This window comes from Cronobacter sp. HA18006 (assembly GCF_011605445.1).
GTDB lineage: Bacteria > Pseudomonadota > Gammaproteobacteria > Enterobacterales > Enterobacteriaceae > Cronobacter > Cronobacter sakazakii.
On record NZ_JAANQB010000011.1, the window covers coordinates 812,213 to 839,028 of the forward strand.

Annotated in this window: 28 protein-coding genes; 15 read left to right on the plus strand and 13 right to left on the minus strand. The window is 59.3% G+C overall.

The window, feature by feature from the left end:
- Window positions 1-186: 186 nt before the first annotated feature.
- The 4 genes from G9X48_RS05550 to G9X48_RS05565 form a co-directional block, all read right to left on the minus strand.
- Window positions 187-1,653, minus strand: coding sequence for a fructuronate reductase (locus G9X48_RS05550; RefSeq protein ID WP_097640631.1), 1,467 nt, complete (start codon window positions 1,651-1,653; stop codon window positions 187-189).
- Between the two features lie 165 nt (window positions 1,654-1,818).
- Window positions 1,819-3,096: an MFS transporter gene (locus G9X48_RS05555; protein ID WP_032973132.1), complete on the minus strand. Its 1,278-nt coding sequence runs from the start codon at window positions 3,094-3,096 to the stop codon at window positions 1,819-1,821.
- A 57-nt stretch (window positions 3,097-3,153) separates the two neighbouring features.
- On the minus strand, window positions 3,154-4,368 hold the full coding sequence (gene manD, locus G9X48_RS05560; RefSeq protein WP_004387246.1) for a D-mannonate dehydratase ManD: 1,215 nt from the start codon (window positions 4,366-4,368) through the stop codon (window positions 3,154-3,156).
- A gap of 155 nt (window positions 4,369-4,523) precedes the next feature.
- Window positions 4,524-4,850: a YnfA family protein gene (locus tag G9X48_RS05565; protein ID WP_004387245.1), complete on the minus strand. Its 327-nt coding sequence runs from the start codon at window positions 4,848-4,850 to the stop codon at window positions 4,524-4,526.
- A 115-nt stretch (window positions 4,851-4,965) separates the two neighbouring features.
- Between G9X48_RS05565 and G9X48_RS05570 the strand changes: the two genes are divergently transcribed.
- Window positions 4,966-5,295 (plus strand): DUF1283 family protein, encoded by a 330-nt coding sequence (locus tag G9X48_RS05570; protein WP_004387244.1) that lies wholly within the window; start codon window positions 4,966-4,968, stop codon window positions 5,293-5,295.
- 66 nt (window positions 5,296-5,361) lie between these two features.
- The gene (gene speG, locus G9X48_RS05575; RefSeq protein ID WP_004387243.1) at window positions 5,362-5,922 is read left to right on the plus strand and encodes a spermidine N1-acetyltransferase; all 561 of its coding nucleotides are present in this window, start codon (window positions 5,362-5,364) and stop codon (window positions 5,920-5,922) included.
- A gap of 52 nt (window positions 5,923-5,974) precedes the next feature.
- Here speG and G9X48_RS05580 read toward each other — a convergent pair whose 3' ends face one another.
- On the minus strand, window positions 5,975-6,682 hold the full coding sequence (locus G9X48_RS05580; protein ID WP_097640649.1) for a YnfC family lipoprotein: 708 nt from the start codon (window positions 6,680-6,682) through the stop codon (window positions 5,975-5,977).
- Between the two features lie 116 nt (window positions 6,683-6,798).
- Here G9X48_RS05580 and G9X48_RS05585 point away from each other — a divergent pair, with 116 nt between their 5' ends.
- From G9X48_RS05585 to dmsD, 5 genes are all read left to right on the plus strand, one after another.
- Window positions 6,799-7,095: a DUF1161 domain-containing protein gene (locus G9X48_RS05585; protein WP_007867972.1), complete on the plus strand. Its 297-nt coding sequence runs from the start codon at window positions 6,799-6,801 to the stop codon at window positions 7,093-7,095.
- Window positions 7,096-7,375: 280 nt separating this feature from the next.
- Complete coding sequence (gene dmsA / locus G9X48_RS05590; RefSeq protein ID WP_097640632.1) at window positions 7,376-9,811, plus strand: dimethylsulfoxide reductase subunit A; 2,436 nt, start codon at window positions 7,376-7,378, stop codon at window positions 9,809-9,811.
- 9 nt (window positions 9,812-9,820) lie between these two features.
- On the plus strand, window positions 9,821-10,438 hold the full coding sequence (locus tag G9X48_RS05595; RefSeq protein ID WP_097640633.1) for a DMSO/selenate family reductase complex B subunit: 618 nt from the start codon (window positions 9,821-9,823) through the stop codon (window positions 10,436-10,438).
- Window position 10,439: 1 nt separating this feature from the next.
- On the plus strand, window positions 10,440-11,288 hold the full coding sequence (locus tag G9X48_RS05600) for a DmsC/YnfH family molybdoenzyme membrane anchor subunit (protein ID WP_097640634.1): 849 nt from the start codon (window positions 10,440-10,442) through the stop codon (window positions 11,286-11,288).
- A 45-nt stretch (window positions 11,289-11,333) separates the two neighbouring features.
- The gene (gene dmsD, locus G9X48_RS05605) at window positions 11,334-11,942 is read left to right on the plus strand and encodes a Tat proofreading chaperone DmsD (RefSeq protein WP_097640635.1); all 609 of its coding nucleotides are present in this window, start codon (window positions 11,334-11,336) and stop codon (window positions 11,940-11,942) included.
- Here the strand turns inward: dmsD and G9X48_RS05610 are convergent.
- Window positions 11,939-12,274, minus strand: coding sequence for a GlpM family protein (locus G9X48_RS05610; protein WP_004387237.1), 336 nt, complete (start codon window positions 12,272-12,274; stop codon window positions 11,939-11,941). The genes dmsD and G9X48_RS05610 overlap by 4 nt on opposite strands.
- Before the next feature lie 328 nt (window positions 12,275-12,602).
- Between G9X48_RS05610 and osmY the strand changes: the two genes are divergently transcribed.
- From osmY to osmV, 4 genes are read left to right on the plus strand one after another with little or no spacing between them, the layout of a single operon-like run.
- Window positions 12,603-13,316 (plus strand): osmoprotectant ABC transporter permease OsmY, encoded by a 714-nt coding sequence (gene osmY / locus G9X48_RS05615; protein ID WP_054624777.1) that lies wholly within the window; start codon window positions 12,603-12,605, stop codon window positions 13,314-13,316.
- Between the two features lie 16 nt (window positions 13,317-13,332).
- Window positions 13,333-14,238 carry an osmoprotectant ABC transporter substrate-binding protein OsmX gene (gene osmX, locus G9X48_RS05620; RefSeq protein ID WP_007697231.1) on the plus strand — a complete coding sequence of 302 codons (906 nt, stop codon included), beginning with the start codon at window positions 13,333-13,335 and terminating at the stop codon, window positions 14,236-14,238.
- A 9-nt stretch (window positions 14,239-14,247) separates the two neighbouring features.
- On the plus strand, window positions 14,248-14,895 hold the full coding sequence (gene osmW / locus G9X48_RS05625; RefSeq protein WP_004387234.1) for an osmoprotectant ABC transporter permease OsmW: 648 nt from the start codon (window positions 14,248-14,250) through the stop codon (window positions 14,893-14,895).
- Window positions 14,895-16,040 carry an osmoprotectant ABC transporter ATP-binding protein OsmV gene (gene osmV, locus G9X48_RS05630; RefSeq protein ID WP_004387233.1) on the plus strand — a complete coding sequence of 382 codons (1,146 nt, stop codon included), beginning with the start codon at window positions 14,895-14,897 and terminating at the stop codon, window positions 16,038-16,040. The genes osmW and osmV overlap by 1 nt, the downstream gene beginning before the upstream one ends.
- Before the next feature lie 130 nt (window positions 16,041-16,170).
- Here the strand turns inward: osmV and bioD are convergent, their stop codons facing one another.
- From bioD to G9X48_RS05645, 3 genes are all read right to left on the minus strand, one after another.
- Window positions 16,171-16,863 carry a dethiobiotin synthase gene (bioD, locus tag G9X48_RS05635; protein WP_029039123.1) on the minus strand — a complete coding sequence of 231 codons (693 nt, stop codon included), beginning with the start codon at window positions 16,861-16,863 and terminating at the stop codon, window positions 16,171-16,173.
- Between the two features lie 115 nt (window positions 16,864-16,978).
- Window positions 16,979-18,196 carry a sugar metabolism global transcriptional regulator Mlc gene (gene mlc, locus G9X48_RS05640; RefSeq protein ID WP_007867994.1) on the minus strand — a complete coding sequence of 406 codons (1,218 nt, stop codon included), beginning with the start codon at window positions 18,194-18,196 and terminating at the stop codon, window positions 16,979-16,981.
- 94 nt (window positions 18,197-18,290) lie between these two features.
- On the minus strand, window positions 18,291-19,223 hold the full coding sequence (locus G9X48_RS05645; RefSeq protein WP_014728823.1) for a LysR family transcriptional regulator: 933 nt from the start codon (window positions 19,221-19,223) through the stop codon (window positions 18,291-18,293).
- Window positions 19,224-19,342: 119 nt separating this feature from the next.
- Between G9X48_RS05645 and G9X48_RS05650 the strand changes: the two genes are divergently transcribed.
- From G9X48_RS05650 to G9X48_RS05660, 3 genes are all read left to right on the plus strand, one after another.
- Window positions 19,343-20,593 carry an MFS transporter gene (locus G9X48_RS05650; RefSeq protein ID WP_097640636.1) on the plus strand — a complete coding sequence of 417 codons (1,251 nt, stop codon included), beginning with the start codon at window positions 19,343-19,345 and terminating at the stop codon, window positions 20,591-20,593.
- A 73-nt stretch (window positions 20,594-20,666) separates the two neighbouring features.
- Window positions 20,667-22,151, plus strand: a complete 1,485-nt coding sequence (locus tag G9X48_RS05655; protein ID WP_097640637.1) for a carboxypeptidase M32 — start codon at window positions 20,667-20,669, stop codon at window positions 22,149-22,151.
- A gap of 391 nt (window positions 22,152-22,542) precedes the next feature.
- Window positions 22,543-23,364, plus strand: a complete 822-nt coding sequence (locus G9X48_RS05660) for a serine protease (protein ID WP_012124695.1) — start codon at window positions 22,543-22,545, stop codon at window positions 23,362-23,364.
- Window positions 23,365-23,404: 40 nt separating this feature from the next.
- Here the strand turns inward: G9X48_RS05660 and mdtI are convergent, their stop codons facing one another.
- Together mdtI and mdtJ are read right to left on the minus strand one after the other, a co-directional pair.
- On the minus strand, window positions 23,405-23,734 hold the full coding sequence (mdtI, locus tag G9X48_RS05665) for a multidrug/spermidine efflux SMR transporter subunit MdtI (protein ID WP_007775321.1): 330 nt from the start codon (window positions 23,732-23,734) through the stop codon (window positions 23,405-23,407).
- Entirely contained in the window at window positions 23,721-24,080 is a 360-nt protein-coding gene (mdtJ, locus tag G9X48_RS05670; protein ID WP_007868015.1) for a multidrug/spermidine efflux SMR transporter subunit MdtJ, read from the minus strand. Before mdtJ ends, mdtI begins: the two co-directional genes overlap by 14 nt.
- A gap of 507 nt (window positions 24,081-24,587) precedes the next feature.
- On the opposite strand from mdtJ, the gene G9X48_RS05675 reads away from it, so the two are divergent.
- On the plus strand, window positions 24,588-24,995 hold the full coding sequence (locus tag G9X48_RS05675; RefSeq protein WP_032989487.1) for an ASCH domain-containing protein: 408 nt from the start codon (window positions 24,588-24,590) through the stop codon (window positions 24,993-24,995).
- 113 nt (window positions 24,996-25,108) lie between these two features.
- Here the strand turns inward: G9X48_RS05675 and umuC are convergent, their stop codons facing one another.
- Together umuC and umuD are read right to left on the minus strand one after the other, a co-directional pair.
- Window positions 25,109-26,377 (minus strand): translesion error-prone DNA polymerase V subunit UmuC, encoded by a 1,269-nt coding sequence (gene umuC / locus G9X48_RS05680; RefSeq protein WP_097640638.1) that lies wholly within the window; start codon window positions 26,375-26,377, stop codon window positions 25,109-25,111.
- A 1-nt stretch (window position 26,378) separates the two neighbouring features.
- A complete protein-coding gene (gene umuD, locus G9X48_RS05685) occupies window positions 26,379-26,798 on the minus strand; it encodes a translesion error-prone DNA polymerase V autoproteolytic subunit (RefSeq protein ID WP_007775328.1) in 420 nt (139 codons plus the stop codon).
- Window positions 26,799-26,816 lie beyond the last annotated feature (18 nt).

Genomic DNA, 26,816 nt, shown 5'->3' on the forward strand with positions numbered 1-26,816 from the left:
GTTGAACGGCGGGTGCAAGGCTGGTGAACGGCGGGTGCGCTACGCTTACCCGCCCTGGGAGGCGTTAACGCTCACTGATGGCGGGTGCGCTCCGCTTACCCGCCCTACAAATAACAAACTCGATGGGTTTTCGTAGGGTGGGTAAGCGCAGCGCACCCACCAATACCCCCCACCTTTAATAACCCGTCAACACCCCGCTTTCACATACTGCGCCACGGTCGCTCTGGCACCGTTATCAAGAAGAAGCTGATACGCCTGCGTCACCTGCGCAACAAACTCTGTTCGCGCCGGAAGATCGTCGCCAAAGATCTCACGAATGCTAAGCAACGCTTTTACCCGCGCCTCGCCCTCTTCGCTGGTGCGAACGGCCTCCTGAATCACGTTTAACAGCGGATCGCACACCTCAATCACCTTCCCCTGCTCGTCCACGCCGCTCACGTAGCGCATCCAGCCCGCCACGCCGAGCGTCAGCAGCGGCGCTGCGCTGTCATGCGCCTGATGCCAGCGCAGTGAATCGAGCCAGCGCTGCGGCAGTTTCTGGCTGCCGTCCATTGCAATTTGCCAGGTGCGGTGACGCAGCGCCGGATTGCTGTAGCGCTCAATCAGCCGATCCGCGTAGCGCGCCAGGTCAACCCCCTGCACGCGGAGCGTCGGTGCCTGTTCTTTAAGCATCAGCGCCTGCGCGGCGCGGCGATAATTCGTATCTTCCATGCAGTCGTTGATGTGCTGATACCCCGCCAGATAACCGAGATACGCCAGAAACGAGTGGCTGCCGTTAAGCATACGCAGCTTCATCTCCTCAAACGGCACCACATCGCGTACCAGCTCTGCGCCCGCCTTTTCCCACGCCGGACGGCCTGCGACAAAATTATCCTCAATCACCCACTGGCGAAACGGCTCGCAGGCCACACCCGCCGGGTCACGCACGCCGGTCAGCTGCGCGATTTTATCGAGCGTTTCCGGCGTCACCGCTGGCACAATCCGGTCCACCATCGTGGAGGGGAACGTCACGTTCTCTTCAATCCACGCCGCCAGACTGGCGTCCACGGCGCGGGCGAACGCCATTACAACGTTGCGGGCCACATGCCCGTTTTCCGGCATATTGTCGCAGGACATCACGCTGAAACCCGCGAGCCCGGCGGCTTTGCGGCGCGCCAGCGCCTCCACAATCACCCCCACGGCGGATGACGGTGTTTCATGGTGTGCGAGATCGGCGGCGATAAGCGGATGATCCAGCATCAGCTCGCCCGTCGCGGGGGAATGGCAGTAGCCTTTTTCCGTAATGGTCAGCGAAACAATCGCCACCTGCGGCTCACACAGCGCGGCGAAGACGGCCTCCAGGCCATCCACCTGCGCATGCAGCGCCTGTTTCACCACGCCCACCACGCGTGCGCGCCAGGCGTCGGCGGACATCTCCGCCACGGTATAGAGATTATCCTGACGGCGGATATCGGCGATCTGCTGCTCGCCGCCAATCAGGTTAATTTCACAATAGCCCCAGTCACTGCCGTGCTCTGCGGCAAGAATATCGGCGTAAACGCCCTGGTGCGCGCGGTGAAACGCGCCAAAACCCAGATGCACAATACGGGCGACCAGCGCGTCGCGGTGATAGGTTGGAAGAATGGCGTGGGCGTGAAGCAGCGTATTTTCCATGGTCGTGACTCGTTTAATAAATAAAGAAATTTGTATAAAGCCTACGCTTCACACCGGTACGCTTTATGATTTACGACAGCTTTTGATAACTACATTAACTAGAATGGTAGTAAAGCGTGATTTTTATCACGCTTTACGTTTTGCCGGAGAAAATCAGGGGAACGATCAGACGGTAACAGGCTTCGCGGCCAGGTTATCCGCCACGCGCGCTTTGACGAACGTCCAGAGGATAATCGCGCCGACGATATCCATCAGGCTCAGAATAATAAAGAACGGGTTGTAGCCAACGGTATTGACCAGGCCGCCCATAATGAGCGTACAGATGAAAATCCCCGTCCAGCCCGCAGTACCCGCGAAACCGCTGACGGTAGAGGTTTCGTTGCGCCGGAAGAGATCGGTCGCCATCGTAATCACCTGGGTGGAGAGCATCTGGTGGGCGAAGGCGCAGACGGAAACCAGCGCTATCGCCACATAGGCGCTCTCCACAAACCCCACCAGCGAGAGCGGCAGCATCAGCACCGCGCCGGTACTGAACCCGATACGCCGCGCGTTAATGGTCGAGATATTCCAGCGCTTCATCATGAAGTTATTGAGAAAGCCGCCCGCCATGCCGCCGAAATCCGCCGCCAGAAACGGCAGCCAGGCAAACAGCGCGATATCTTTAAGCGGCATATGCCGCACCGTCATCAGATAGACCGGCAGCCAGAAGTTAATCGTGCCCCAGGCAGGATCAGCCAGAAAGCGCGGCAGCGCGATGCCCCAGAAGTTGCGCTGGCGCAGGATCTGCATCACCGACGGTTTGCTGCCGTCAGCCTCCAGATGCTTCTCCTGCCCCGCTTCGATGAGCCGCGCCTCTTCCGTGCTGAGCGCCCGATGGCGCGCGGGGGATTCATAGCCAAACCACCAGATAACGGCAAAGACAAGCCCGAGCGCGCCGGTGATCACAAACGCCATTTCCCAGTTGTAAGCCATGATGGCCCACACCACGAGCGGCGGCGCCAGCATCGCGCCAATCGACGTGCCGATATTCGCCACACCGCCTGCGATGCCGCGCTCTTTCGCCGGAAACCATTCGGAGTTGCACTTCACGCCCGCCGGGATCGCCGAGGCTTCGCTAAGCCCCATCAGCCCGCGCAGGAAGGCCAGCCCGCCCCACGAATTGCAGGCGGCATGGGCCATGTTGGTCACGGACCAGGCGATGATCATAATGAAAAAGCCGAGCTTTAAGCCCACCACGTCGATAAAGAATCCGCAGAGCGGCTGCGCAAGCGTATAGGCGAACTGAAAGGCGCTTAAAATCCAGGCGTATTGTTGCTCATTGATATGCAGTTCGGTGAACAGCGTCGGGGCCGAGACGCTGAGCGAGCTGCGCGCCAGCGCGTTGATAATCGTGCCCAGCGACACCAGGCCTATCATATACCAGCGTAAGTGTTTAATTTTCATAGGTAGGGTCCGGAGGTTTTTATTATTGTCACCGCGGCACGCCGCGGTGATGCAGGGTTACCAGTTCCACAGCGTGCCGTCTTCGAGGCGGGCTACCGGCAGATAGGCCGGGTCGTAGGGGTATTTCGCCGCCAGCTTTTCATCAAATTCAATGCCGAGCCCCGGCTTCTCGCCCGGATGCATATAGCCGTTGTCGAACGACCAGCTGTGCGGGAAAACCTCCAGCATCTGCTCTGAATAGCCCATATATTCCTGCACGCCGAAATTCGGCACCCAGAGATCGAAATGCAGCGCGGCGGCGTGGCAAATGGGCGAGAGATCCGACGGCCCGTGCGAACCGGTACGCACCTGATAAAGTGCTGCGAAATCGGCGATGCGGCGCATGCCGGTAATCCCGCCCGCGTGGGTCACCGTGGTGCGGATGTAGTCAATCAGTTGCTCTTCGATAAGCTGTTTACAGTCCCAGATGCTGTTAAAAACTTCACCGACCGCAACCGGCGTCACGGTATGCTGGCGGATAAGCCGGAAACAGGCCTGGTTTTCGGCGGGCGTCGGATCTTCCATCCAGAAGAGACGGTAATCCTCAATGCTTTTACCGAAACGCGCCGCCTCGATGGGCGTCAGACGGTGATGCATGTCGTGGAGCAGGTGTTCGTTAAAGCCAAATTTCTCGCGCACCGCCTCAAAGAGTTTTGGCGTGAAATCGAGATACTTTTCGGTGGACCAGAGCTGCTCTTCCGGCCACTGGCCTTTGGTGGCGGGCTCATACGCCAGCCCTTTGCCCTTCGCCATGCCATAAGTGGTTTTCATGCCCGGTACGCCGCACTGCACGCGGATCGCCTTAAACCCCTGCTCTTTATGGCGCGCGTAATCCTCAAGCACGTCATCAATGGTGTGGCCGGTGGTGTGGCAGTACACCATCACGCCGTCGCGCGACGCGCCGCCGAGCAACTGGTACAGCGGCATTCCGGCGGCTTTGGCTTTGATATCCCACAGCGCCGTGTCGATGGCGGAAATCGCCGACATCGTCACCGGGCCGCGCCGCCAGTACGCGCCTTTGTAGAAAAACTGCCAGATATCCTCGATGCGCTGCGCGTCGCGCCCTACCAGCTGTGGGCAGAGGTGATCGCGCAGATAACTGGCGACGGAAAGCTCGCGCCCGTTAAGCGTGGCGTCGCCAAGTCCCGTCAGTCCGTCGTCGGTGGTGATTTTAAGCGTCACGAAGTTGCGCCCCGGGCAGGTGACAAACACTTCCGCTTTACTGATCTTCATGCATCCTTCCTTTTGTGTAACAACGATGCGTAATTTGTACGCATTACGCTCAACTAACTTAACTACCATACAAGTTGATTTGACGGAAAAATGCGCGACGCTTCACAAAGCGTGAAGCGTGGTTGCCAGAAAAGTCAGGTGAAATCAGAAGCGCGTCAGGCGCGGCCCCAGCCTGCGACGATAATCAACATGCCGCAAAGCGCGACCGCCGCCCCTGCCCAGTCGTAGAGACTCAGGCGTACGCCGTCGACGACGCGCAGCCAGATAAGCGCGGTCATCACATAGACGCCGCCGTAAGCGGCATACACCCGCCCGCTCGCCGCCGGGTGCAGCGTGAGCAGCCAGACGAACAGCATCAGCGACAGCGCCGCCGGCAGCAGTAAAAGCACGCTCGCCCCTTTGCGCAGCCACAGCCACGGCAGAAAACAGCCAATAATTTCCGCAAGCGCGGTGGCAAAAAACAGCAAAGTGGTTTTAATCATATTGAGACTCATTGAGGTAATATCGGCAATCGCTGCCGCTGTGCGCAAATCGCGCACGATGATATAGTAAAGCGTGTCGGCTTCACGACAAGAACCGCTTCTTAAGGATATCGCTATGAACAAATTCCTTCGCCACTCACTGCTGCTGGCGTTGCTGACCGGCGCGCTGTCAGGCGTCGCTAACGCCCAAACCGATAAACTGATTATTGAGTCTGGCGATAACGCGCGGACCCGCCAGGATGCCGCGATGGATAAAGAGCAATGGAATGACACCCGTTCTTTACGCCAGAAAGTGAACAAGCGTACCGAAAAAGAGTGGGATAAAGCAGATGTCGCGTTCGACGCCAAAGACAACTGCGAGAAAAGCGCGAATCTGAACGCCTACTGGGAGCCCAACACCCTGCGTTGTCTTGACCGCCGCACCGGCCGCGTCATTAATCCGTAAACCCTCTTTGTATCACGGCTCCCGCACGTCGGGGGCCGGTATTTCCCGCGCATAAAAGGATGAACGATGTCAGACTACGTTGATGTCAAACTGCGCCCGCTGGAACGTGAAGATTTGCGTTTCGTCCACCAGCTCGACAATAACGCCAGCGTTATGCGCTACTGGTTCGAAGAGCCTTATGAAGCGTTCGTCGAACTCTCCGATCTCTACGATAAACATATCCACGACCAGAGCGAACGCCGCTTTGTGGTGGAGTGTGACGGCGATAAAGCAGGCCTGGTGGAGCTGGTGGAGATTAACCACGTCCACCGCCGCGCTGAATTTCAGATAATCATTTCACCCGAGCATCAGGGCAAAGGCCTCGCCAGCCGTGCGGCGAAACTGGCGATGGATTACGGCTTTACGGTGCTGAATCTCTATAAGCTCTATCTGATCGTCGATAAAGAGAATGCCAAAGCGATTCATATTTACCGCAAGCTCGGCTTTATGGTGGAAGGCGAACTTATCCATGAATTCTTTATTAATGGCGAGTACCGCAACACCATCCGCATGTGTATTTTCCAGCATCAGTACCTGACGAACCTCAAACCCGCCGGGACGACGCTGCTGAAACCCACCGCGCAGTAATATTTAAGCGCAGGATTGCCTGCGCTTTTCTCACCTTCGTGTTAACAGCCTGTCAGTAATAATTGATTTCGTTCTGAATGGTGAATTTATGCAGAACGGGCGGCGTCGCGCTGGCGTCGGTGATTTCCAGTACGCAGCTTGACGGGTTGAGATGGCGGTCATATTCGCAGCTCTGTTTCGCCGTATCGATAACTTTACTGTTAAGCGTCGTCACCGAGGTGTAGTCATGTTTTTTACGCGTATCGCTCGGCGTCGCGACGGTCGACAGTTCAGCGTCTTTCGTTTTGCTGGTTTTGCCGAGCGGATAGCCTTCATCATCGTAGCGGTAGGTGGTTGATACTTCCGGCGTGTGTCCTTTCACGACAAATTCACGATCGTTGGTTTCATAGACCATGCCCACCGCCGGCAGCTCGGCCAGCTGGCATTTGCCCTGTAAACGGATACGCTTTTCGCGGCTTATCGCGTCGAGATAGTAATTAGCGTCCAACACCAGCGCCAGATGGCTGTTACTCGGTTTGTCGGAATAATTCAGCGTCTCGAAGCACCCTTCTTGCGAGAGGGAGCCGTTAACTTCCGTCTCCACCTCGCCGCTGTCGTTAATCAGCTTCTGAGTGAAGTTTTTTACCGGGCCGCGTAGCGGATCGAAATTAAACTCGCTTGAGAAACTGGCCATCTCCGGGCTGAACGGCGCGAGCGCGTCCGGCTTATCGCAGCCGGTCAGCACAAGCGTTACCATCATTACCGTCACATAGTTTTTCACGTCTTTATTATCCTTCTGCGGCCTCGCCAAAAGCGGCATGATATCTGAAAAGTCAGTGATATATATAACAACTGCTATGCTTACTACATCTGTTTTACGTCAATAAGGAGCCGTTAATGAAAAAACGTTACTGGGCAGGCGCCCTCCTGCTGGCTGCGACATTACCGGTCAGCGCCGCGCAAAACTCCTGTGAACGGGTTAAAGCCGATATTGAACAGCGCATCATTAATAATGGCGTACCGGAAACCGGATTTACGTTAACTATCGTTCCTAACGACCAGGCTGACCAGCCGGATGCGCAGGTGGTCGGACATTGCGCGAACGATACGCAGAAAATTCTCTATACCCGTACTCAAAGCGGCAACGCCAGCGGCGGCGGAACGTCACAGGGCGCGGCCAGCGAACCGCAATAACAGCACACGGGGCTTCGGCCCCTTTTTTATTTCCCGCCTTCCATACGCCACATCTATTGACCCTCGTTAACGTTTTCTACTCCGTTATGAGTAAAACTCTTCCCTGCGCTAATCATTAGCCATCTACTTTTCTGCAATCCGGTTTCATCGTCGCACCTGTCGCCACCTGTCTCTTGCCTTTCTGGCGTCGCCAGAAACGCGGGAAAGCAGGCCGACCATAAAAACAAAACCACAATCAGAAAACACATTGCGTCTCTTTTGCGGAGACAAGGAGTGAGTAATGTCAAATACCGATAATCCGGTCGGGATCAGCCGCCGCACGCTGGTGAAATCCACCGCGCTTGGCGGTCTGGCGCTCGCGGCAGGCGGCATCTCCCTGCCCTTCGGGGTCAGACAGGTGGCCGCCGCCGTCGGGCAGGCCATCAGCGCGCCGGACGAGCGCGTCGTCTGGAGCGCCTGTACCGTCAACTGCGGTAGCCGCTGCCCATTGCGTATGCATGTGGTGAATGGCGAAATCCGCTATGTTGAAACCGATAACACGGGCAGTGATGACTACAACGGGCTGCACCAGGTGCGCGCCTGTCTGCGTGGCCGCTCCATGCGACGACGCGTCTACAACCCGGACCGCCTGAAATACCCGATGAAGCGTGTCGGTAAACGCGGCGAAGGCAAATTTGTGCGCATCAGTTGGGATGAAGCGCTGGACACCATCGCCCAGGGTATGAAGCGCATCATCAGCGAATACGGTAACGAGGCGATTTACCTCAACTACGGCACCGGCACGCTCGGTGGCACCCTGACCCGCTCCTGGCCGCCGGGGAAAACGCTGCTTGCCCGGCTGATGAACTGCTGCGGCGGCTATCTTAACCACTACGGTGACTACTCCAGCGCGCAGATCGCAGCCGGCCTTAGTTACACCTATGGCGGCTGGGCCGACGGCAACAGCCCGTCTGATATTGAAAACAGCAAGCTGGTGGTGCTGTTTGGCAATAACCCCGGCGAAACCCGTATGAGCGGCGGCGGCGTGACGTATTACCTTGAGCAGGCGCGCGCGAAATCGCAGGCGCGAATGATAGTCATCGATCCGCGCTATACCGACACGGCCGCCGGACGCGAGGATGAGTGGATCCCGATCCGCCCCGGCACCGACGCCGCGCTGGCGTCCGCGATCGCCTGGGTGTTGATCGCTGAAAACTATGTCGATCAGCCTTTCCTGGATAATTATTGCGTTGGCTATGACGAGAAAACCCTGCCGCCCGGCGCGCCCGCGAACGGCCACTATAAGGCGTATATTCTCGGCGACGGGCCAGATGGCACCGCCAAAACGCCCGCCTGGGCCGCGCCCATCACCGGCATTCCCGAAGCGCGCATTATCAAACTCGCCCGTGAAATCGGCGAGGCGAAACCAGCGTTTATCGCGCAGGGCTGGGGGCCGCAACGCCATTCCAATGGCGAGCTGGCCTGCCGCGCGATAGCGATGCTCCCCATCCTCACGGGGAACGTCGGCATTCACGGCGGCAACAGCGGCGCGCGCGAAGGCTCGTTTTCACTCCCTTTCGAACGGATGCCGACGCTTCAAAACCCGGTTGAGACCAGCATCTCGATGTTCACCTGGACCGACGCCATCGAGCGCGGCCCGTCGATGACCGCCACCGCCGACGGCGTACGCGGCAAAGAGAAACTCGACGTGCCGATTAAGATGATCTGGAACTACGCTGGTAACTGTCTTATCAACCAGCACTCGCAGATCAACCGTACCCATGAGATTTTGCAGGATGACAAAAAGTGCGAGCTGATCGTGGTGATCGACTGCCATATGACCGCCTCGGCGCGCTATGCCGATATCCTGCTGCCGGACTGCACCGCGTCGGAGCAGATGGATTTCGCGCTCGACGCCTCCTGCGGCAATATGGCCTACGTGATTTTCGCCGATCAGGCGATTGCGCCGCGCTTTGAGTGTCGCACTATCTATGACATCACCAGCGCGCTCGCCGTGCGCATGGGTGTTGGCGATACCTTCACCGAAGGCCGTACTCAGGAAGGCTGGCTGCGTCACCTTTACGCGCAGTCACAGCGCGCGATCCCGGAACTGCCGGATTTCGACACCTTCCGCAAGCAGGGGATCTTTAAGCTTCGTGATCCACAGGGCCATCACGTCGCCTATCAGGCTTTCCGGGAAAACCCGGCTGCGAACCCGCTCGACACGCCCTCCGGTAAAATCGAGATCTACTCTTCAGCGCTTGCCGATATCGCCGCGCACTGGCAGCTGCCGGAAGGCGATGTCATTCATCCGCTGCCGGTCTACAGCCCCGGTTTTGAACAGGTAAGCGACCCGCTGCGCGCGCAGTACCCGCTCCAGCTCACCGGTTTTCACTACAAATCCCGCACCCACTCGACTTACGGCAACGTGGACGTGTTACAGGCCGCGTGTCGCCAGCAGGTCTGGATAAACCCGCAGGATGCACGGGCGCGCGGCATTAACGACGGCGACCTGGTGCGGGTCTGGAACGCGCGCGGCGAAGCGCGCATCGAGGCGAAAGTGACGCCGCGCATTATGCCGGGCGTCGTGGCGCTGGGCGAAGGCGCGTGGTACCAGCCTGACGCCGAAGGCGTCGATCACGCCGGCTCTATCAATGTTCTGACCACGCAACGGCCCTCGCCGCTGGCGAAAGGCAATCCGTCGCACAGCAATCTCGTTCAGCTTGCCAGGGTGTAAGGAGTTCCGATGACCACACAATATGGCTTTTATATTGATTCCAGCCGCTGCACCGGGTGTAAAACCTGCGAGCTGGCGTGCAAGGATTACAAAGATCTCATCCCTGACGTCAGCTTTCGCCGCATCTATGAATACGCGGGCGGCGACTGGCAGGAGGATAACGGCGTCTGGCATCAGAACGTCTTCGCTTACTACCTCTCAATAGCCTGTAACCACTGTGAAGATCCGGCCTGTACCAAAGTGTGCCCCAGCGGCGCGATGCACAAGCGCGAGGACGGTTTTGTGGTGGTGAATGAAGAGGTCTGCATTGGTTGTCGCTACTGCCATATGGCCTGTCCGTACGGCGCGCCGCAGTACAACGCCGCCAAAGGGCATATGACTAAATGCGACGGTTGCTATGAACGCATCGCTGAGGGCAAAAAACCGATTTGCGTTGAGTCCTGCCCGCTGCGCGCGCTGGATATGGCGCCGATTGACGAACTGCGTAAAAAGTACGGTTCGCTGGCGCAGGTCGCGCCGCTGCCCGCCGCGCACTTTACCCGCCCGAATATTGTGATTAAACCCAACGCAAACAGCCGCCCGACCGGTGACACCACCGGCAAACTGGCGAATCCGAAGGAGGTCTGAAATGGGAAGCGGATGGCATGAATGGCCGCTGGTGCTATTCACCGTGCTCGGCCAGTGCGTGGTGGGCGGGCTTATCGTCACCGGGCTGGCGTGGTTTACAGGCCTTAAGGATGAACGCCCGCGCATGGTGCGCGCCATGTTTTTTCTCTGGGTGCTGATGGGCATCGCCTTTCTCGCCTCGGTGATGCATCTCGGCTCGCCGCTGCGCGCGTTCAATTCACTGAACCGCCTCGGGCACTCGCCGCTCAGTAATGAAATCGCCAGCGGATCGCTGTTTTTCGCGGTCGGTGGGCTGTGGTGGCTGGTGGCGGTGCTCGGGAAAATGCCCGACGCGCTCGGGAAAATCTGGCTTATCGTGGCGATGGCGCTCGGCGTGCTGTTTATCTTCGCGATGACCCGCGTGTATCAGATAAACACCGTGCCGACCTGGCATAACAGCTATACCACGCTCGGCTTTTTTCTGACGGCGTTTCTCGGCGGGCCGCTGCTCGGCGCGCTTCTGCTCGCCGTCGCGGGCGTCGCTGGCCCGCGGGAGTTCGCGATGGTGAGCGTATTCGCACTGGTGATAAGCGTCGCGGCGGCGCTGATGCAGAGCGCGGGCCTTGCGGGCATTCACAGCTCCGTACAACAGGCGAGCGCCCTGCTGCCGGATTACGGCTTCTGGCAGGCGTGGCGCATGGTATTGCTGGCGCTCGGCATCGGCTGTTGGCTCTGCCCGCTGGTGCGCCGCGTTCCGCCGCGCCCGTGGGGGCTGGCGGCAGGGTTTGCGCTGGTACTGGCAGGCGAACTTATCGGTCGCGGCCTCTTTTATGGGCTGCACATGACGGTCGGTATGGCCGTTGCGGGATAATCTCCGGGCGGCGACGCCGCCCGGCTTTTTCAGGACAGTGACGCAGTGAAAGAAAAATTAACGGATATCGCCTGTTGCGCCCGCATTCTGGGCGCGCTCTTTTATTACTCGCCCGAGGCGCCCGAAGCGCGCGCCATTGTGGACGCGCTGCGTATGCCGGGCTGGGAACGCGAATGGCCCTGCGGGTTTGATAGCGCGCGCGTGGCCGGGTTTTACACGCTGAACAGCGGCGATGAAACGCTGGCGCAGGCGTGGCAGCGGCTCTTTATCGGCCCGCACGCGCTGCCCGCGCCGCCGTGGGGATCGGTCTGGCTCGATCGCGAGTCGGTGCTGTTTGGCGACTCCACGCTTGCGCTGCAGGGGTGGCTGCGTGACAACGCCATCGCCTTTGAAACGCCGCTAAATGAGCCCGCGGATCATATCGGTCTGCTGTTGCTGCTGGCGGCCTGGCTTGCGGAACAGGGAAAAACCCGCGAGCTCGATGAGTTGCTGGCCTGGCATCTGCTGCCCTTCGCGCCGCGCTTTCTGGAGGTGTTCTGCACGCAGGCGCAACATCCGTTTTACGAGGCGCTGGGCGAGCTGGCCCGTGCGACGCTTACCCACTGGTGCAGCGGGCTGCTGATGCCGGTTTCGCAAAAAACGCTTTACCGTTAGTGAAAGCGGCTCCAGAGCGCAATCAGCAGCCAGGCGCTCAGGCACCAGCAGGCGACCGCGCCGCCGAGCGCCAGCGGCACTTTAACCATGCCGCTTAGCACCCACAACGAGGCCAGATAGACAAAATAAGGAATGATGGCCCACATACCGAAAATCACCGTGGTGCGCAGCGCCTCCACGCCGCGCCCGGTGACGACGATATAGTGGGCAATCAGCGCAAACGTCGGAAAGAGCGGGATAAGCCCCGCGATATAATAATTTTTGGTTTTCGACAGCATGCCTATCAGCACCACTACCGCCGCGCCGAGCAGCGCTTTAATCAACAGCCCCATCGTTTTACGTTCCACTTTCTGGTTTCAGTTTTTTCTGACGCTACCATAACTGCGCGCCCTGCCGGGATTTTTTCGCTATAGATGCCCGTTTTGTTACGGCGTCACTTCCTCCGCCTGCCTTTTAAGATAATTCTCTGTCGCGCCCGCGAAGCGAGGCGGGATAAGGGAAAATCGTTAATTGCCCGGGTAAATCATTTGCCAGATAAATGTCACGTAATGTGGAATCCTTCCCGCCCGGTTGCTATAGCTCAATACACCCTGCCGACACACGGCATAACAACAGGCGAGCCTCATCGCCATAAAACGTGCACCAGGGAGACAACGCCTCATGCAGAAAGCCTCACTGACTTTACGCGCCATCGGGGCGCTCGCCGGGCTCGCGGCCGTTATTGCCTTACTGGTCTGGGGCATCGGCCCCGACACCCTCGCCGCCCGCCGCGAAGATCTGCTTTATCTGGGTAAACAGCACCTGATTCTGGTGTTCAGTTCCATGGCGCTGGCGCTCGCCGTCGGTATCCCGAGCGGCATTCTGTTAAGCCGTCCGGCCGCGCGCCGCTTTGCGGAATACGCGATGCAGATTTTTAACGTCGGCAACACTCTGCCACCGCTGGCGGTGCTGGCACTGGCGATGGTCGTCGTCGGCATTGGCGATAAACCCGCTATCGTGGCGCTGTTTCTGGCTTCTCTGCTGCCGATTGTGCGTAACACCTACGCCGGGCTCTGCTCGGTGCCGGGCTCGCTGATTGAAGCCGCCAACGGCATTGGAATGACCAAAGGCCAGCGGCTGTGGCAGGTGGAGCTGCCGAACGCCTGGCCGGTGATGCTCTCCGGCATTCGCATCGCGACCGCCATTAACGTCGGCACCGCGCCGCTCGCCTTTCTTATCGGCGCGAGCAGCTTCGGCGAGCTGATTTTCCCTGGCATCTATCTGAACGATTTTCCGACGCTCATTCTTGGCGCCGCCGCCACGGCGTTGTTCGCGCTGATTCTGGATATGGCGCTTGCAGCACTGGGCCGCGTGCTCAGCCCGCATACCGCCTGATGATAAGGAGCTTCCGATGACCCTGCTGAATCGCTGGCTGACCATTGCAGCCGCAGGTCTGCTGCTGGCCACAACCGCCGCTCGCGCAGCACCGCTGGTGCTCACCACCAAGAGCTTTACCGAGCAACATATTCTCTCCGCCATGACGGTGCTGTACCTGCAAAAGAAAGGCTTTCAGGTGGAGCCGCGCACCAATATCGCGACGGTGATTTCGCGCAACGCCATGATCAACAAACAGGTGGATATGACCTGGGAGTACACCGGCACGTCGCTGATTATCTTCAACCATATCAACAAGCGAATGACGCCCGAGGAAACCTATAACACGGTGAAAAAGCTCGACGCGAAGCTCGGGCTGGTGTGGCTGAAACCCGCCAGCATGAACAACACCTATGCATTCGCGATGCAGCGCAAACGCGCCGAAGAGGAGCATATTTCGACGATGTCGCAGCTGGCGGAGAAAATCGAACAGGTGCGCAAAACCGACCCGGATAACAACTGGATGCTGGCGCTCGACCTGGAGTTTTACGGGCGCAGCGACGGCATGAAGCCGCTGCAACAGGCGTACAACATGCCGCTCGACCGCCCGCAGATCCGCCAGATGGACCCGGGGCTGGTCTATAACGCCATCCGCGACGGCTTTGTGGACGCAGGCCTGGTCTACGCCACCGACGGGCGCGTGAAAGGCTTCGATCTAAAAGTGCTGGAAGATGACAAGGGCTTTTTCCCGAGCTACGCCGTTACGCCGGTCGTACGTAAGGATACGCTGGCGGCGAATCCGGGGCTTGAGGAGGCGCTGAATACGATCTCCGGCCTGATGGACAACGAGACCATCACCACGCTTAACGCGAAGGTGGATATCGATCACCAGACGCCGCAGCAGGTCGCCCGCGACTTCCTGCGCGACAAAGGTCTGCTTTAAGGAGGGATGATGGATACCATTCACTATATGATCGATAACGCCGGTTTCCTGGCGAGCCTCACGTTCCAGCACCTGTGGCTGGTGCTGCTGGCGGTGGGCTTCGCGATTGTCATCGGCGTGCCGCTCGGCATTCTGATTGTGCGCCATAAATGGCTCGCCACGCCGGTGCTGGGGCTCGCGACGCTGGTGCTGACCATTCCGTCCATCGCCCTGTTCGGGCTGATGATCCCGCTCTTCTCGCTGATAGGCCAGGGCATTGGCGCTCTGCCCGCCATCACCGCCGTGTTTCTTTACTCGCTGCTGCCGATCGTGCGTAACACGCACACCGCGCTCGACAGCCTGCCGCCGGGGCTTCGCGAGGCCGGACGCGGTATCGGTATGACGTTCTGGCAGCGCCTGCGCTGGGTGGAAATTCCCATGGCGCTGCCGGTGATTTTCGGCGGCATTCGTACCGCGGTCGTGATGAATATCGGCGTGATGGCGATCGCCGCCGTTATCGGCGCGGGCGGTCTGGGGTTGTTGCTGCTTAACGGCATCGGCGGGAGCGACATTCGTATGCTTATCGCCGGTGCGCTGATGATCTGTTTACTGGCCATTATTCTGGACTGGTTACTGCACCGCCTGCAGGTTGTGCTGACGCCGAAGGGGATCCGCTAATGATTAAACTTGAAAACCTCACCAAACAGTTTGTGCAGAAGAACGGCCAGACGTTTAACGCCGTCGATAACGTCAACCTGAACGTGCCGGAAGGCGAAATGTGCGTGCTGCTCGGCCCGTCTGGCTGCGGCAAGACCACCACGCTGAAGATGATTAACCGGCTGATCGCGCCCTCCGGCGGCAAGATTTTTATTAACGGCGAAGACACAACCGATCTCGATACCGTCACGCTGCGCCGCAATATCGGCTACGTCATCCAGCAGATTGGCCTGTTCCCGAATATGACGATTGAAGAGAACATCACCGTGGTGCCGAGGATGCTGGGCTGGGATAAAGCGCGCTGCAAGGAACGCGCGACCGAGCTGATGGCGATGGTGGCGCTGGACCCAAAACGCTTTCTGAACCGCTACCCGAAAGAGATGTCCGGCGGCCAGCAGCAGCGTATCGGCGTTATCCGCGCGCTGGCGGCGGATCCACCGGTGCTGCTGATGGATGAACCGTTCGGCGCGGTCGACCCGATTAACCGCGAGGTTATCCAGAATCAGTTCCTGGAGATGCAGCGCCAGCTGAAGAAAACCGTGATGCTGGTGAGCCACGATATCGACGAAGCGCTGAAGCTTGGCGATCGCATCGCGGTGTTCCGCCAGGGGAAAATCATTCAGTGCGCCAGCCCCGACGAGCTGCTCGCGAAACCGGCCAACGAGTTTGTCGGCTCTTTTGTGGGCCAGGATCGTACGCTGAAACGCCTGCTGCTGATTCAGGCGGGCGATGTGACCGACAAACAGCCGACGATTACAGTGCGTAGCTCGACGCCGCTTGCAGAGGCGTTCGCGCTGATGGACGACAACGATATGCGTTCCGTGACGGTGGTGGATGAGAACGAGAAGCCGCTGGGATTTGTGAAGCGTCGCGAAGCGCGCGGCGCAACGGGCGTTTGCGCCGATATCACCCACCCGTTCCGCGTGACCGGTAAAGCGGAAGATAACCTGCGCGTGGTGTTATCACGTCTTTACGAGCACAACACGGTCTGGATGCCGATCGTGGATGAAGACGGCCGTTACAGCGGTGAGATTTCACAGGATTATATCGCCGATTATCTCAGCTCCGGACGTACGCGACGGGCGCTCAATATTCACGAAGGGTGAGTATAACGGCGGGTGCGTCTCCTGCCGTCTGTTCCACAAGGCGGGTGCGCTGCGCTTACCCGCCCTACATTATTGCTCCACCGTCTGTTCCGTAGGGCGGGTAAGCGCAGCGCACCCACCATAAAACCATTCACACCGCGGCGCGCAATGGGTCGGTTGCACCAAGACGCGTGACATCCACCCACTTCGCTAAATCGCGCTGCTCGGCGCGCGGCAGATACGGTAATTCGCCAACCAGCGGCGCGGGCAGCTTCTGGCTTAACACCTCGATAATTTCGGCGTAATGCGCAAGCCCCGGATTTATCCGGTTCGCCACCCAGCCCACCAGCGGCAGGCCGTCGCTCGCTATCGCCTGCGCGGTCAACAGCGCATGGTTCAGACACCCTTCCTGAATGCCGACCACCATCAACACCGGCAACTGCTCCTGCACCACCCAGTCGGAAAGCGGGCGTAAATCGTTCATCAGACTGCGCCAGCCGCCTGTGCCCTCCACCACCACGTGATCCGCCTGCTCACCCAGCTGCGCGAGGCCGTTTGACAGCAGCGAATAGTTAATGGCGCAGCTATGCGCCACGCTGCTCTCTTCTTCGCTGAACGCGATGGGGTTGATGGCCTCATACGGCAGCGTCAGGGAAGAGACGCTTTGCAGCACCAGGGCATCTTTGTTGCGCAGCCCCTCCGGCGTCATTTTGCTGCCTTTCGCCACCGGCTTATAGCCCACCACGCGTTTGCCGGTGGCGGCCAGCGCCTGTAACAGGGCGCGGGAAACCACCGTTTTCCCGACGGCGGTATCTGTACCGGTAATAAAGACGCGCTTAAGCATCGCTGACTCCATCTGCCATTGTGTTAAAAAGAATGATCCAGTGGCAAAAGTCTAAAAGAAGACTTTCAGGGTCAGCTTGAGTTAGCGCAATTTTTAGTGGATCAAGGGAAAGTCGTCAGCCTTGCAGCAGGCGAATCAACAACGAACCGTTATACATCGCGTCTTTCACCAGCGCTGCGCCCGCCATCGTGCCGCGGTTTGAGAACTGGGTGCTTTCCACGCTGATGTTCCGGCTGTAGGCGGGCAGCGACTGCTGGCGAACGGCGTCAGCAATCGCCGGAAAGAGAATATCGGACGCCCGGTTAAGCGGCGAACCAATCAGAATTTTTTGTGGATTAAACAGATTGACCATAATCGCGAGAATGCGCCCGACGTTAACGCCGACGCCGAGAATAATATCGCGCGCCAGCAGATCGCCCGCCAGCGCCGCGTCGCACAGCGACTCCACGCTCAGCGGCTGTCCGTGCAGCATCGAGCCCATCGACTGATTCATCCGCTGCTGGGCCAGCTCCAGCACGCTGTCGATGCTGGCGATAGTTTCAAGGCAGCCGTGGTTGCCGCAGTAGCAGCGCTTGCCATAAGGATCGACCTGCGTGTGGCCAATCTCCACCAGGCTGCTGCTGCCCGCGTGCAGCAGGCGGCCGTCGGTAATGACGCCCGCGCCGACGTTATGATCGATAACCACCTGAATCACGTCGCGCGCGCCGCGTGACGCGCCGAACAGCCCTTCGGCCATCGTCCAGGCGCTGATGTCATGCTGAACAAACACCGGTACGCCGGTGTGCGCCTCCAGCGCCGCGCCAAGCGGCATATCGACGACATCATAAAACGGCATCTGGCGCACCAGCCCGTGTTCGGTATCAATAACGCCAGGGAGCGTAATGGCGATGGCGGTGAGGCGCTCCAGCTGACGCTGATGGCGGATAAAAAAGCGATCGATATGGTCGATAATGCGATCGAGCAGCGGGCGGGCCTCCTGCAACGGCAGATCGAGCTGCTCTTCCACCACTAGTTTGCTGCTGAGATCGCGCAGCGCGAGGTTGATTTCACCGCGGTTGATGCGCACCGAAAGGTAGTGCCAGGCGTCGGTTTCCACCGCGAGCCCTACGGCGGGGCGACCACGGCTGCCTGGCTCCTGGATTTCCGTCTCCTGAACCAGATGCGCCTCCAGCATTTCGCGCACGATTTTGGTAATGCTGGCGGGGGCGAGTTGCGCCAGTCTGGAAAGATCGATACGTGATACCGGGCCAAGCTGATCAATCAGGCGATAGACAGCGCCCGCATTGGTCTGTTTTATCTGATCGATATGGCCCGGTTGACTGTCAGCAACCACGTCCTGCTCCCTTATTTTCGCGCTTCGAAATAAACATTCGGCTATGGTGAATCACTTCGCCAGGGCGCGTCAAATTTTTACTTAGCCTTGTGATTTACCGCACATTTTTATGCAGATCGGCGGCCGTTTCCGGCCATTGCGCGGCCCCGTTAAGCAGAGAAATAAAACGTTGTGCCGCGGCGCTTTGCTCCTGATGCCGCGCCCAGACCAGCCACATTTCTGAAATTGCATCCGGCTCGCGCAGTTTTACCCAGCGCATTTCCTCTAACCGCACGCGCTGAAACGACGCCGGAAGAATCGACACGCCAAGCCCCGCCGCCACCAGGCCGATGATTGTCATCGCCTCGCCCACCTCCTGCGTGATGCGCGGCTGCACGCCGTAGCGATGCAACAGCCCGAGAATATCGTCATACAGCCCGGTGCCGACGTGCGGGTCAAAAAAGACGAACGGCTCGCCCGCCAGCTCACTTATCGACACCGCCTCGCGCGCGGCGAGCGGATGATCGCAGGGGATGAGCGCCAGCAGCGGCTCGCGCAGCACCAGTTGCCAGGCGAGCGTCTCCGGCAGCGGGGTGTTACGCATCAGCCCGACATCGAGCCGCCCTTCGGTCAGCGGCGCTATCTGCGAGCGGGTGTTTATCTCAAGCGTCTGTAAATGCACATCCGGGTAGCGACGGCGAAACACGGAAAGCGTGTCGGAAATGGCGCGGATAAACGGCGCCGATGACGTAAAACCGATGCGCAGCTCGCCGGTCTCGCCGTTATGCAGGCGCGCGGCGCGCACCGCCGCGGCTTCCACCTCGCTTAAAATCTGGCGGCTGTCGGCGAGAAACTGCCTGCCTGCCGCCGTGAGCGTGACGCTGCGGTTGGTGCGGGCCAGCAGCCGTGCGCCGGTCTGGGCTTCCAGCGCCTGGATCTGCTGGCTTAACGGCGGCTGGGAGATATTCAGGCGGGCGGCGGCGCGGCCAAAATGCAGCTCTTCCGCCACCGCCACAAAATAGCGAAGATGACGCAGTTCGATATTCATATTTATTATGTATTATTTGAGATTATTAATATATTAGACAGATGATTAGCAGCTTTCTACTCTTCGTGTGTGCCTCACCCGCAGCCAGCAATCGCGGGGATATTACGTAAGGATATGCTGTGAGTCGTACCACTACCGTCAGCGCCCCGTCGGCGCAGGCTGCTGACGATACCGTAACTGCCGCGCCGGCAACGTATATCAAACGCGGCACGCCCGCCTTTATGCGCGTCACGCTCGCGCTCTTCTCCGCGGGTCTCGCCACCTTCGCCCTGCTCTACTGCGTACAGCCCATTCTGCCGGTGCTGTCGCAGGAATTTGGCGTCACGCCCGCCGCCAGCAGTATTTCGCTCTCGGTCGCCACGGGGATGCTGGCCGTGGGGCTGCTGTTCACCGGGCCGCTGTCCGACGCTATCGGACGCAAAAACGTGATGGTCACGGCTCTGCTGCTGGCCTCCATCTGCACCCTGCTCGCCACCATGATGCACAGCTGGCACGGCATTCTGCTGATGCGCGCGCTGATTGGGCTGTCGCTGAGCGGCGTGGCGGCCGTCGGCATGACCTATCTGTCCGAGGAGATCCACCCCAGCATGGTGGCGTTCTCGATGGGGCTTTACATCAGCGGCAACTCAATTGGCGGGATGAGCGGCCGTCTGCTCACCGGGGTTATCACCGATTTCTTCAGCTGGCGCGTGGCGATGGCGTTTATCGGCTGCTTTGCGCTCGCGGCAGCGCTGATGTTCTGGAAAATTCTTCCGGCCTCACGCCATTTTCGCGCCTCGTCGCTGCGCCCGCGCACGCTGCTGATTAACTTTCGCCTGCACTGGCGCGACGACGGCCTGCCGCTGCTCTTCGCCGAAGGCTTTCTGCTGATGGGCGCGTTTGTGACGCTGTTTAACTACATCGGCTACCGGCTGATGCTCTCGCCCTGGCACTTAAGCCAGGCGGCGGTGGGCCTGCTGTCGGTCGCGTATCTCACCGGCACCTGGAGCTCGCCGAAAGCGGGCGCGATGACCGCGCGCTTCGGCCGCGGCCCGGTGATGCTCGGCTTTACCGGCGTGATGCTGTGCGGCCTGCTGCTTACGCTGTTCTCGTCGCTGTGGCTGATTTTCGCGGGTATGCTGCTCTTCTCCGCCGGGTTCTTTGCGGCGCACTCCGTTGCGAGCAGCTGGATAGGCCCGCGGGCGCGGCGCGCCAAAGGCCAGGCCTCTTCGCTCTATCTGTTCAGCTATTACTTAGGCTCAAGCTTCGCGGGCACGCTCGGCGGGCTGTTCTGGCACCGCTACGGCTGGAACGGCGTCGGCGGATTTATCGCGCTGCTGCTGGCGCTGGCGCTGCTGGTGGGCGGTGGGCTGCACCGCCGCGTCCGCTAATCGCCCGTCAGGCCTCGTGTTTCGTCAGGGTTAATGCTACCTTTTCAGCTTGCCGACAACGTCACGAGGCCTTATGGAAAACAAAAACTATCAACAGCTTAGCCGCACGTTCCTGCGGCTTTCCCGCTTCTCTCATCTCTCCGCTATCGCCAGCTGGGATATGTTCGCCATGATGCCGCCGGGCGGCAGCCGTGCGCGCGGCGAAGCCCTGGCGGAGCTGAGCGTGCTGCAGCATCAGATCCTGACCGACAAAAAAATGGCCGAATGGCTGCGCGGCGCGGAACAGGAAGACTTAAACGATCTCGAACAGGCGAACCTGCGCGAAATGCAGCGCCACTACCAGCAGGCGGCGCTGCTGCCGGAAGCGCTGGTCGAGGCCAAATCGCTCGCGGGCAGCCGCTGCGAACACGCCTGGCGCAGCCAGCGTCCGGCCAACGACTGGGACGGCTTTTCGGAAAACCTCAAAGAGGTAGTCAAGCTGAGCCGTGAAGAGGCCGCTATTCGCGCCGAAGCCAAAGGCTGTTCGCGCTATGACGCCCTGCTCGATATTTTCGAGCCGGACATGACCAGCGCGCGTCTCGATACGCTGTTTGGCGATCTGCGCAGCTGGCTGCCGGATCTCCTCGCCCGCGCGGTGGAAAAGCAGGAACGCACCGTTCTCACCACACCGCAGGGGCCGTTCCCGGTGGCGCAACAGCGCGATCTGGGCCTTGAGGCGATGCGCCTGCTCGGCTTTGATTTCGACGGCGGCAGGCTGGATGTCAGCGCGCACCCGTTCTGCGGCGGCGTGCCGGAAGATGTGCGCATCACCACCCGCTATGACGAAAATGAACTCTTCAGCGCGCTGTTTGGCGTGATCCACGAAACCGGCCATGCCCGTTATGAGCAAAACCTGCCGCGCGAATGGCCGGGCCAGCCGGTGTCGCTTGCACGCTCTACCGCGATTCATGAATCCCAGAGCCTGTTCTTCGAAATGCAGCTCGGGCGCAGCCGTCCGTTCCTGAAGCTGCTGCTGCCGCAGGTCGTCTCGCGTTTCGGCAAGCAACCGGCGTTTGAGGAGGAGAACTATCTGGCCTGGAACCAGCGCGTCAAGCCAGGCTTTATCCGCGTCGATGCCGATGAAGTGAGCTACCCGGCTCACGTGGTGCTGCGCTACGAGATTGAGCGCGCACTGATCGACGGCGATATTGAAGTGGATGACATTCCGGCCCTGTGGGATGAGAAAATGCAGCAGTGGCTGGGGATCTCCACCACCGGCAACTACCGCGACGGCTGTATGCAGGATATTCACTGGACGGATGGCGGCTTTGGTTACTTCCCGTCGTACACGCTTGGCGCGATGTATGCCGCTCAGCTTTTCCACGCTGCACGCCAGGCGCTGCCGAACCTGGATGCCTCGATTGCCGCAGGCGATCTGCGCGCGCTGTTTGACTGGCTGCGTCAGTCGGTGTGGCAGCACGGCAGCCGCTTTACCACTTCGCAGCTGATGATTAACGCCACCGGCGACGATCTCAACCCGCGCTATTTCCGCGATCACCTGACAGCCCGCTACCTGTAGCGCCGTCGTATACGCCGGGCCGCGCGCCCGGTGTGTACATTCCGTTACACGCCGATACTAATCACCTACGGACGCCCGCCCCGCCGCGCCGTTATAGTCTCTTCACGCCCCGCCGTTTTTTTTCGCCGCTTTTGTCAGGCCTGCGCGCTCAGGCACGCGCGTCGCCGTTTGCGCCGGACGCGCGGGCTGCGTTTCCGGAGGCCCGACATGATCCGCCGCTATCAGTTTGAGATAATCCTGACGCTGCTGCTGTTATGCGGCGCGCTGTCGATCTTTTTTTACTGGTAAACGTCGCTAGCACGCTGATTTTATTCTCACTTTGCTCGCGTCACGTCTATAGTTACCTCACAGGGTTACTTTAATAATCATAATTGCCCCACCAGAGAGTGATATGCGCAAAACCGTTTTCTTGTTACTGGGATCGCTACTATTACCCGCTTTTATTACCCATGCCGACGAGGGCGATGACGCGTCTGAGACCGCAAGCGACGTTCAGACCCTCTTTTTTGGTCATGATGACCGCACGCCCGTACCGGACCCGGCCGCGTCCCCGTGGGATGCCATCGGCCAGCTTGAAACCGAAAGCGGTAACCTGTGTACCGCCACGCTTATCTCCCCGCACCTGGCGCTGACCGCCGGGCACTGTTTGCTCTCTCCGCCGGACGGCACCCCAGACCGTGCGGTGGCGCTGCGTTTTGTGTCGCATAAAGGGGCGTGGCGCTACGAAATTCACAGCATTGAAGGGCGCGTATCGCCGTCGCTCGGGCATAAACTGAAAGCCGACGGCGAAGGCTGGATTGTGCCCTCGTCCGCCGCGCCGGAAGATTTCGGGCTGATTATTCTGCGTAACCCACCTTCAGGCCTTACACCGCTACCGCTGTTCGAAGGCGATCGCGCGGCCCTGAACCGCGCGCTGAAAGCGACAGGGCGGCGCGTGACGCAGTCCGGCTACCCGGAAGATCATCTCGACGCGCTCTACAGCCATCAGGATTGCCTGATTACCGGCTGGGCGCAGCGTAACGTGCTGGCGCACCAGTGCGACACGCTGCCGGGCGACAGCGGCTCGCCGCTGATGCTGCGCACCGACACCGGCTGGCAACTGATTGGCGTGCAGAGCTCAGCGCCCGCCGCCAAAGACCGCTGGCGCGCCGATAACCGTGCGATTTCAGTGACCGGTTTTCGCGAGCGCCTGGAAGCGCTGGCGAGCGAATAAAAAAGGGGCGCTTAGCGCCCCTCTCTCTTTGCTTTACGGCTCACGCCAGCTTGATAATCACCATGCCCACCAGCAGCAGCCCAAGCCCGGCCCAGCCTTTGCGGTTAAGCCGCTGGCCGAACATAATCCAGCCTGCCGCCACCGTCGCGGCGATCCCAAAACCGCCCCACAGCGCGTACGCCACCGCCAGATCGATGCCTTCCACCGCCTGCCCCAGCGCGCTGAAGGCGGCGAGAACGGCGGCAAGCGACGCCACGCCATAGACCGGGCGGCGAAAGCCGTCGGAGAATTTCAGCCAGATATTGGCGATAATTTCGAGGCCTATCGCCAGCAGCAGCCAGAGAATATGCTGTAACTCAACCTGCGACATGACGCACCTCCGCCTTGCGGCTCACGGTACGGGTGCCGGTTTTGATCAGTAAAATCCCGGCAATTAATACCAGCAGGCCCAGCGCTTTTTGCACCGTCAGGGTTTCGTTAAACAGCAACACGCTAAAGAGCGTAATTAAGACGATCCCGACACCTTCCCACAGGGCGTAAGCCACACCCAGCGCAATACGCTTAACAGAAAAAGACAGTAAAATATAAGAAAGGGAAATCATCACCAGCATTAAAATAAATCCGGCGTGGCCACCGCCAACGCTTGCCCATTTTAATGCCAGCGTCCCGGTAATTTCCGACACAATCGCTAATGCTAATAAAATCCAGTAAATCATAATCTCTCTCCTGCCTGAAAAAATACACAGGCATATCAGATGGCGCGTAAATACGCGTCATTAAAAACGATTAAAACAGTAACAGGCGTACAGTGACGGCCTGAAAAAATTCAGAAGAGAGACGGACTAAAGCGCCGTGCGCCAGTGCTGTTCACCGCAAAGAAAGGTGGCAGGGAAAGGAGTGGAAGAAACGTAAAACAGGGAGATAAAACAATTGAACAGGTTGTCCATAATCTTTCAATTTATCCGCGGTCTTGCTTCTCGTCGTTGCGGATCAAAATTGGCCTCGGTAGTCAAACACGCCCGAATTAAACCATGCCGCCAGACTTTTCTCAACCCGTTTACACTACTTTACGGCAGTTTTTTATTTTTTATCGGGGCAAAAACAGTGGCTTATTTTAACGCCCCGATTAATTAATCATGCCAGGCGAGTAAATAATCATTAGCAGGCTCTCTTTTTTCACGATATGCTATTTCCTTACATTAATTTAACAAGGAAGTATCAGAATGACTGTAGACGAACTGCAACAGAAATACCCTGGCGCGCGGGCCTGGGGCTTTGGCGACTCACCGCACATGGCGGACGAGCTGGGCGCGCTGGTGGCGCATGGCACCAAACGCGCCAGCTGCAGCGATTATCACGCCTGGCGGCAAGACGCCGACCCGACCCTGCCGGGGGATTACCACATTATCCTCAACGGCGCGGGCGAGCCGCTGTGCGTTATTCGCACCCACACGCTGCGGCTGGTGAAATTCTGCGACGTTACTGAACAACTCGCCGCACTGGAAGGCGAAGGCGATTTAAGCCTCGCTTACTGGCGCAATGAGCACGAGGCGTTTTTCACCCGTGCCGGCTGTTTCTCACCCGACATGCCGCTGATGTTTGAAGAATTTGATCTGGTGGAGCGGTGCTGAGGGGTTATTAGAACCATCAGAAACACCTTACCTGGCGGACTTTTATTGTCGCCGCGCAGCGTTTTATGGCCACGTTTAGCCGGCAGCGCGGCGAAGGCGTAATTGTTAGCCCCTCACCACAAACTCGCGCGCGGTAATTCACTAAAACGGGTGGTGTAACCTGGCGAAAGGAATTCGCGCTTCATCGCCCAGGGCTTGACGATCCCCTGACCTGCGAACCAGAGCTTCCCCCTGCCTGAGCGATTATATTCATCCAGCAGATGCATCAGCGGCGCGCTGTTGGCCTGCGGCGGGTGTTCATCGAAGAGATTAAGCTGCGCCACGCCCTGGCTGAAAAAATCCCCCAGCATGACGCCCGCTTTGATGTAGCGATAGCCTTCGCGCCAGATGGCGTCCAGCGCGTTTACCGCCAGCCGCACGATTTCGCGGGTGTCGTTGGTGGGCGTCAGCGCCTGGCAGAGCGCCTGATTACTGTAGCGGTCGTCGGGTTCGTCATGCGGGCTGGTGCGGATAAACACCGCCACCTGGCGGCAGAACTGATGCTCCTGACGCAGCTTCTCCGCGGCGCGTTCCGCCCAGGCGCAGACCGCCTGACGCATATCCTGGTAAGCCGTGACGCGGTAGCCAAACGAACGGCTGCACACGATCTGCTGCTTCGGCGCAACAAACTCATCCATCGCCAGACACGGCTCGCCGCGCAGCTCGCGCACGGTGCGCTCCAGCACCACGTTGAAATTCTTGCGGATCACCCACGCCGGGCTGTTGGCCAGATCAAACGCGGTCTCAATGCCCATCGCCGCCAGCTTTTTGCTGAGTCTGCGCCCGACGCCCCACACTTCATCCACGTTAAAATGCGCCAGCGCCCTGCGCAGCCGGGCGGGATCGGAGAGATCGACCACCCCACCCGACTTCGGCCATTTTTTGGTGGCGAGATTAGCAAGCTTGGCGAGCGTTTTGGTGGGCGCGATACCCACGCCGACCGGCAGATGGGTTTCGCGCCAGAGGCGGTCGCGGATCTCATGAGCAAACGTGGTCAGCGACATGACGTTACTGACGCCGCGCAGATCGACAAACGCCTCGTCGATCGAGTAGATCTCCACCTGCGGCGCCATCTCTTCGAGAATATCCATCACGCGTTTGCTCATGTCGGCATAAAACGCGTAATTGGAGCTGAAGACCGCCACGCGGTGACGCTCAAAGAGCGCGCGCTGTTTGAAATAGGGTTCCGCCATGGTGATGCCAAGCGCCTTCGCCTGGCGGCTGCGGGCAATGACGCAGCCGTCGTTGTTGCTCAGCACCACGACCGGTTTATCCCGCAGATCCGGGCGAAACACCATCTCGCAGGAGGCGTAAAAGCTGTTCACATCCACCAGCGCGTACATCTCAGCGCCTCTTCTTCAGCACCCAGGTGACCACGCCGAAGATCACCACCTCGGCGTCGCCGCCAAGCGGGATCGGCGCGAAATCCGGGTTCATCGGCACCAGTTGCGCCACCGGGTGCAGCCGCAGGGTTTTGACGGTGAACTCCCCTTCCAGCGCGGCCACGACGATATCGCCTTCCTGGGGCTTCAGGGCGCTGTCCACCACCAGCAGATCGCCATCCTCGATCCCGGCGCCGTTCATCGACTCCCCGGCCGCCCGCAAAAAATAGGTGGCGTTCGGGTGCACAATGCAGTGCGCGTCAAGGCTTACACGCTTTTCGACGTAATCCTGAGCGGGCGACGGAAATCCGCAGGCCACTGTCTCAAGGAACAGCGGCAACCCCTCGGCATCAGGCTGTGGCAAGAGTCGCATCATTAACATGGCGTACTCCATCCATTC

Excerpts from the sequence above, each read along its gene's own strand:
- G9X48_RS05645 (WP_014728823.1), bottom strand. The coding sequence starts at position 19,223 with ATGAATATCGAACTGCGTCATCTTCGCTATTTTGTGGCGGTGGCGGAA.
- mdtI (WP_007775321.1), bottom strand. The coding sequence starts at position 23,734 with ATGTCGCAGGTTGAGTTACAGCATATTCTCTGGCTGCTGCTGGCGATA.
- G9X48_RS05565 (WP_004387245.1), bottom strand. The coding sequence starts at position 4,850 with ATGATTAAAACCACTTTGCTGTTTTTTGCCACCGCGCTTGCGGAAATT.
- speG (WP_004387243.1), top strand. The coding sequence starts at position 5,362 with ATGTCAGACTACGTTGATGTCAAACTGCGCCCGCTGGAACGTGAAGAT.
- osmW (WP_004387234.1), top strand. The coding sequence starts at position 14,248 with ATGGATACCATTCACTATATGATCGATAACGCCGGTTTCCTGGCGAGC.
- G9X48_RS05660 (WP_012124695.1), top strand. The coding sequence starts at position 22,543 with ATGCGCAAAACCGTTTTCTTGTTACTGGGATCGCTACTATTACCCGCT.
- manD (WP_004387246.1), bottom strand. The coding sequence starts at position 4,368 with ATGAAGATCAGTAAAGCGGAAGTGTTTGTCACCTGCCCGGGGCGCAAC.
- G9X48_RS05555 (WP_032973132.1), bottom strand. The coding sequence starts at position 3,096 with ATGAAAATTAAACACTTACGCTGGTATATGATAGGCCTGGTGTCGCTG.
- osmX (WP_007697231.1), top strand. The coding sequence starts at position 13,333 with ATGACCCTGCTGAATCGCTGGCTGACCATTGCAGCCGCAGGTCTGCTG.
- bioD (WP_029039123.1), bottom strand. The coding sequence starts at position 16,863 with ATGCTTAAGCGCGTCTTTATTACCGGTACAGATACCGCCGTCGGGAAA.
- G9X48_RS05550 (WP_097640631.1), bottom strand. The coding sequence starts at position 1,653 with ATGGAAAATACGCTGCTTCACGCCCACGCCATTCTTCCAACCTATCAC.
- G9X48_RS05655 (WP_097640637.1), top strand. The coding sequence starts at position 20,667 with ATGGAAAACAAAAACTATCAACAGCTTAGCCGCACGTTCCTGCGGCTT.
- G9X48_RS05585 (WP_007867972.1), top strand. The coding sequence starts at position 6,799 with ATGAAAAAACGTTACTGGGCAGGCGCCCTCCTGCTGGCTGCGACATTA.
- umuD (WP_007775328.1), bottom strand. The coding sequence starts at position 26,798 with ATGTTAATGATGCGACTCTTGCCACAGCCTGATGCCGAGGGGTTGCCG.
- dmsA (WP_097640632.1), top strand. The coding sequence starts at position 7,376 with ATGTCAAATACCGATAATCCGGTCGGGATCAGCCGCCGCACGCTGGTG.
- G9X48_RS05610 (WP_004387237.1), bottom strand. The coding sequence starts at position 12,274 with ATGGGGCTGTTGATTAAAGCGCTGCTCGGCGCGGCGGTAGTGGTGCTG.
- G9X48_RS05595 (WP_097640633.1), top strand. The coding sequence starts at position 9,821 with ATGACCACACAATATGGCTTTTATATTGATTCCAGCCGCTGCACCGGG.
- G9X48_RS05570 (WP_004387244.1), top strand. The coding sequence starts at position 4,966 with ATGAACAAATTCCTTCGCCACTCACTGCTGCTGGCGTTGCTGACCGGC.
- G9X48_RS05675 (WP_032989487.1), top strand. The coding sequence starts at position 24,588 with ATGACTGTAGACGAACTGCAACAGAAATACCCTGGCGCGCGGGCCTGG.
- osmV (WP_004387233.1), top strand. The coding sequence starts at position 14,895 with ATGATTAAACTTGAAAACCTCACCAAACAGTTTGTGCAGAAGAACGGC.
- umuC (WP_097640638.1), bottom strand. The coding sequence starts at position 26,377 with ATGTACGCGCTGGTGGATGTGAACAGCTTTTACGCCTCCTGCGAGATG.
- osmY (WP_054624777.1), top strand. The coding sequence starts at position 12,603 with ATGCAGAAAGCCTCACTGACTTTACGCGCCATCGGGGCGCTCGCCGGG.
- G9X48_RS05600 (WP_097640634.1), top strand. The coding sequence starts at position 10,440 with ATGGGAAGCGGATGGCATGAATGGCCGCTGGTGCTATTCACCGTGCTC.
- mdtJ (WP_007868015.1), bottom strand. The coding sequence starts at position 24,080 with ATGATTTACTGGATTTTATTAGCATTAGCGATTGTGTCGGAAATTACC.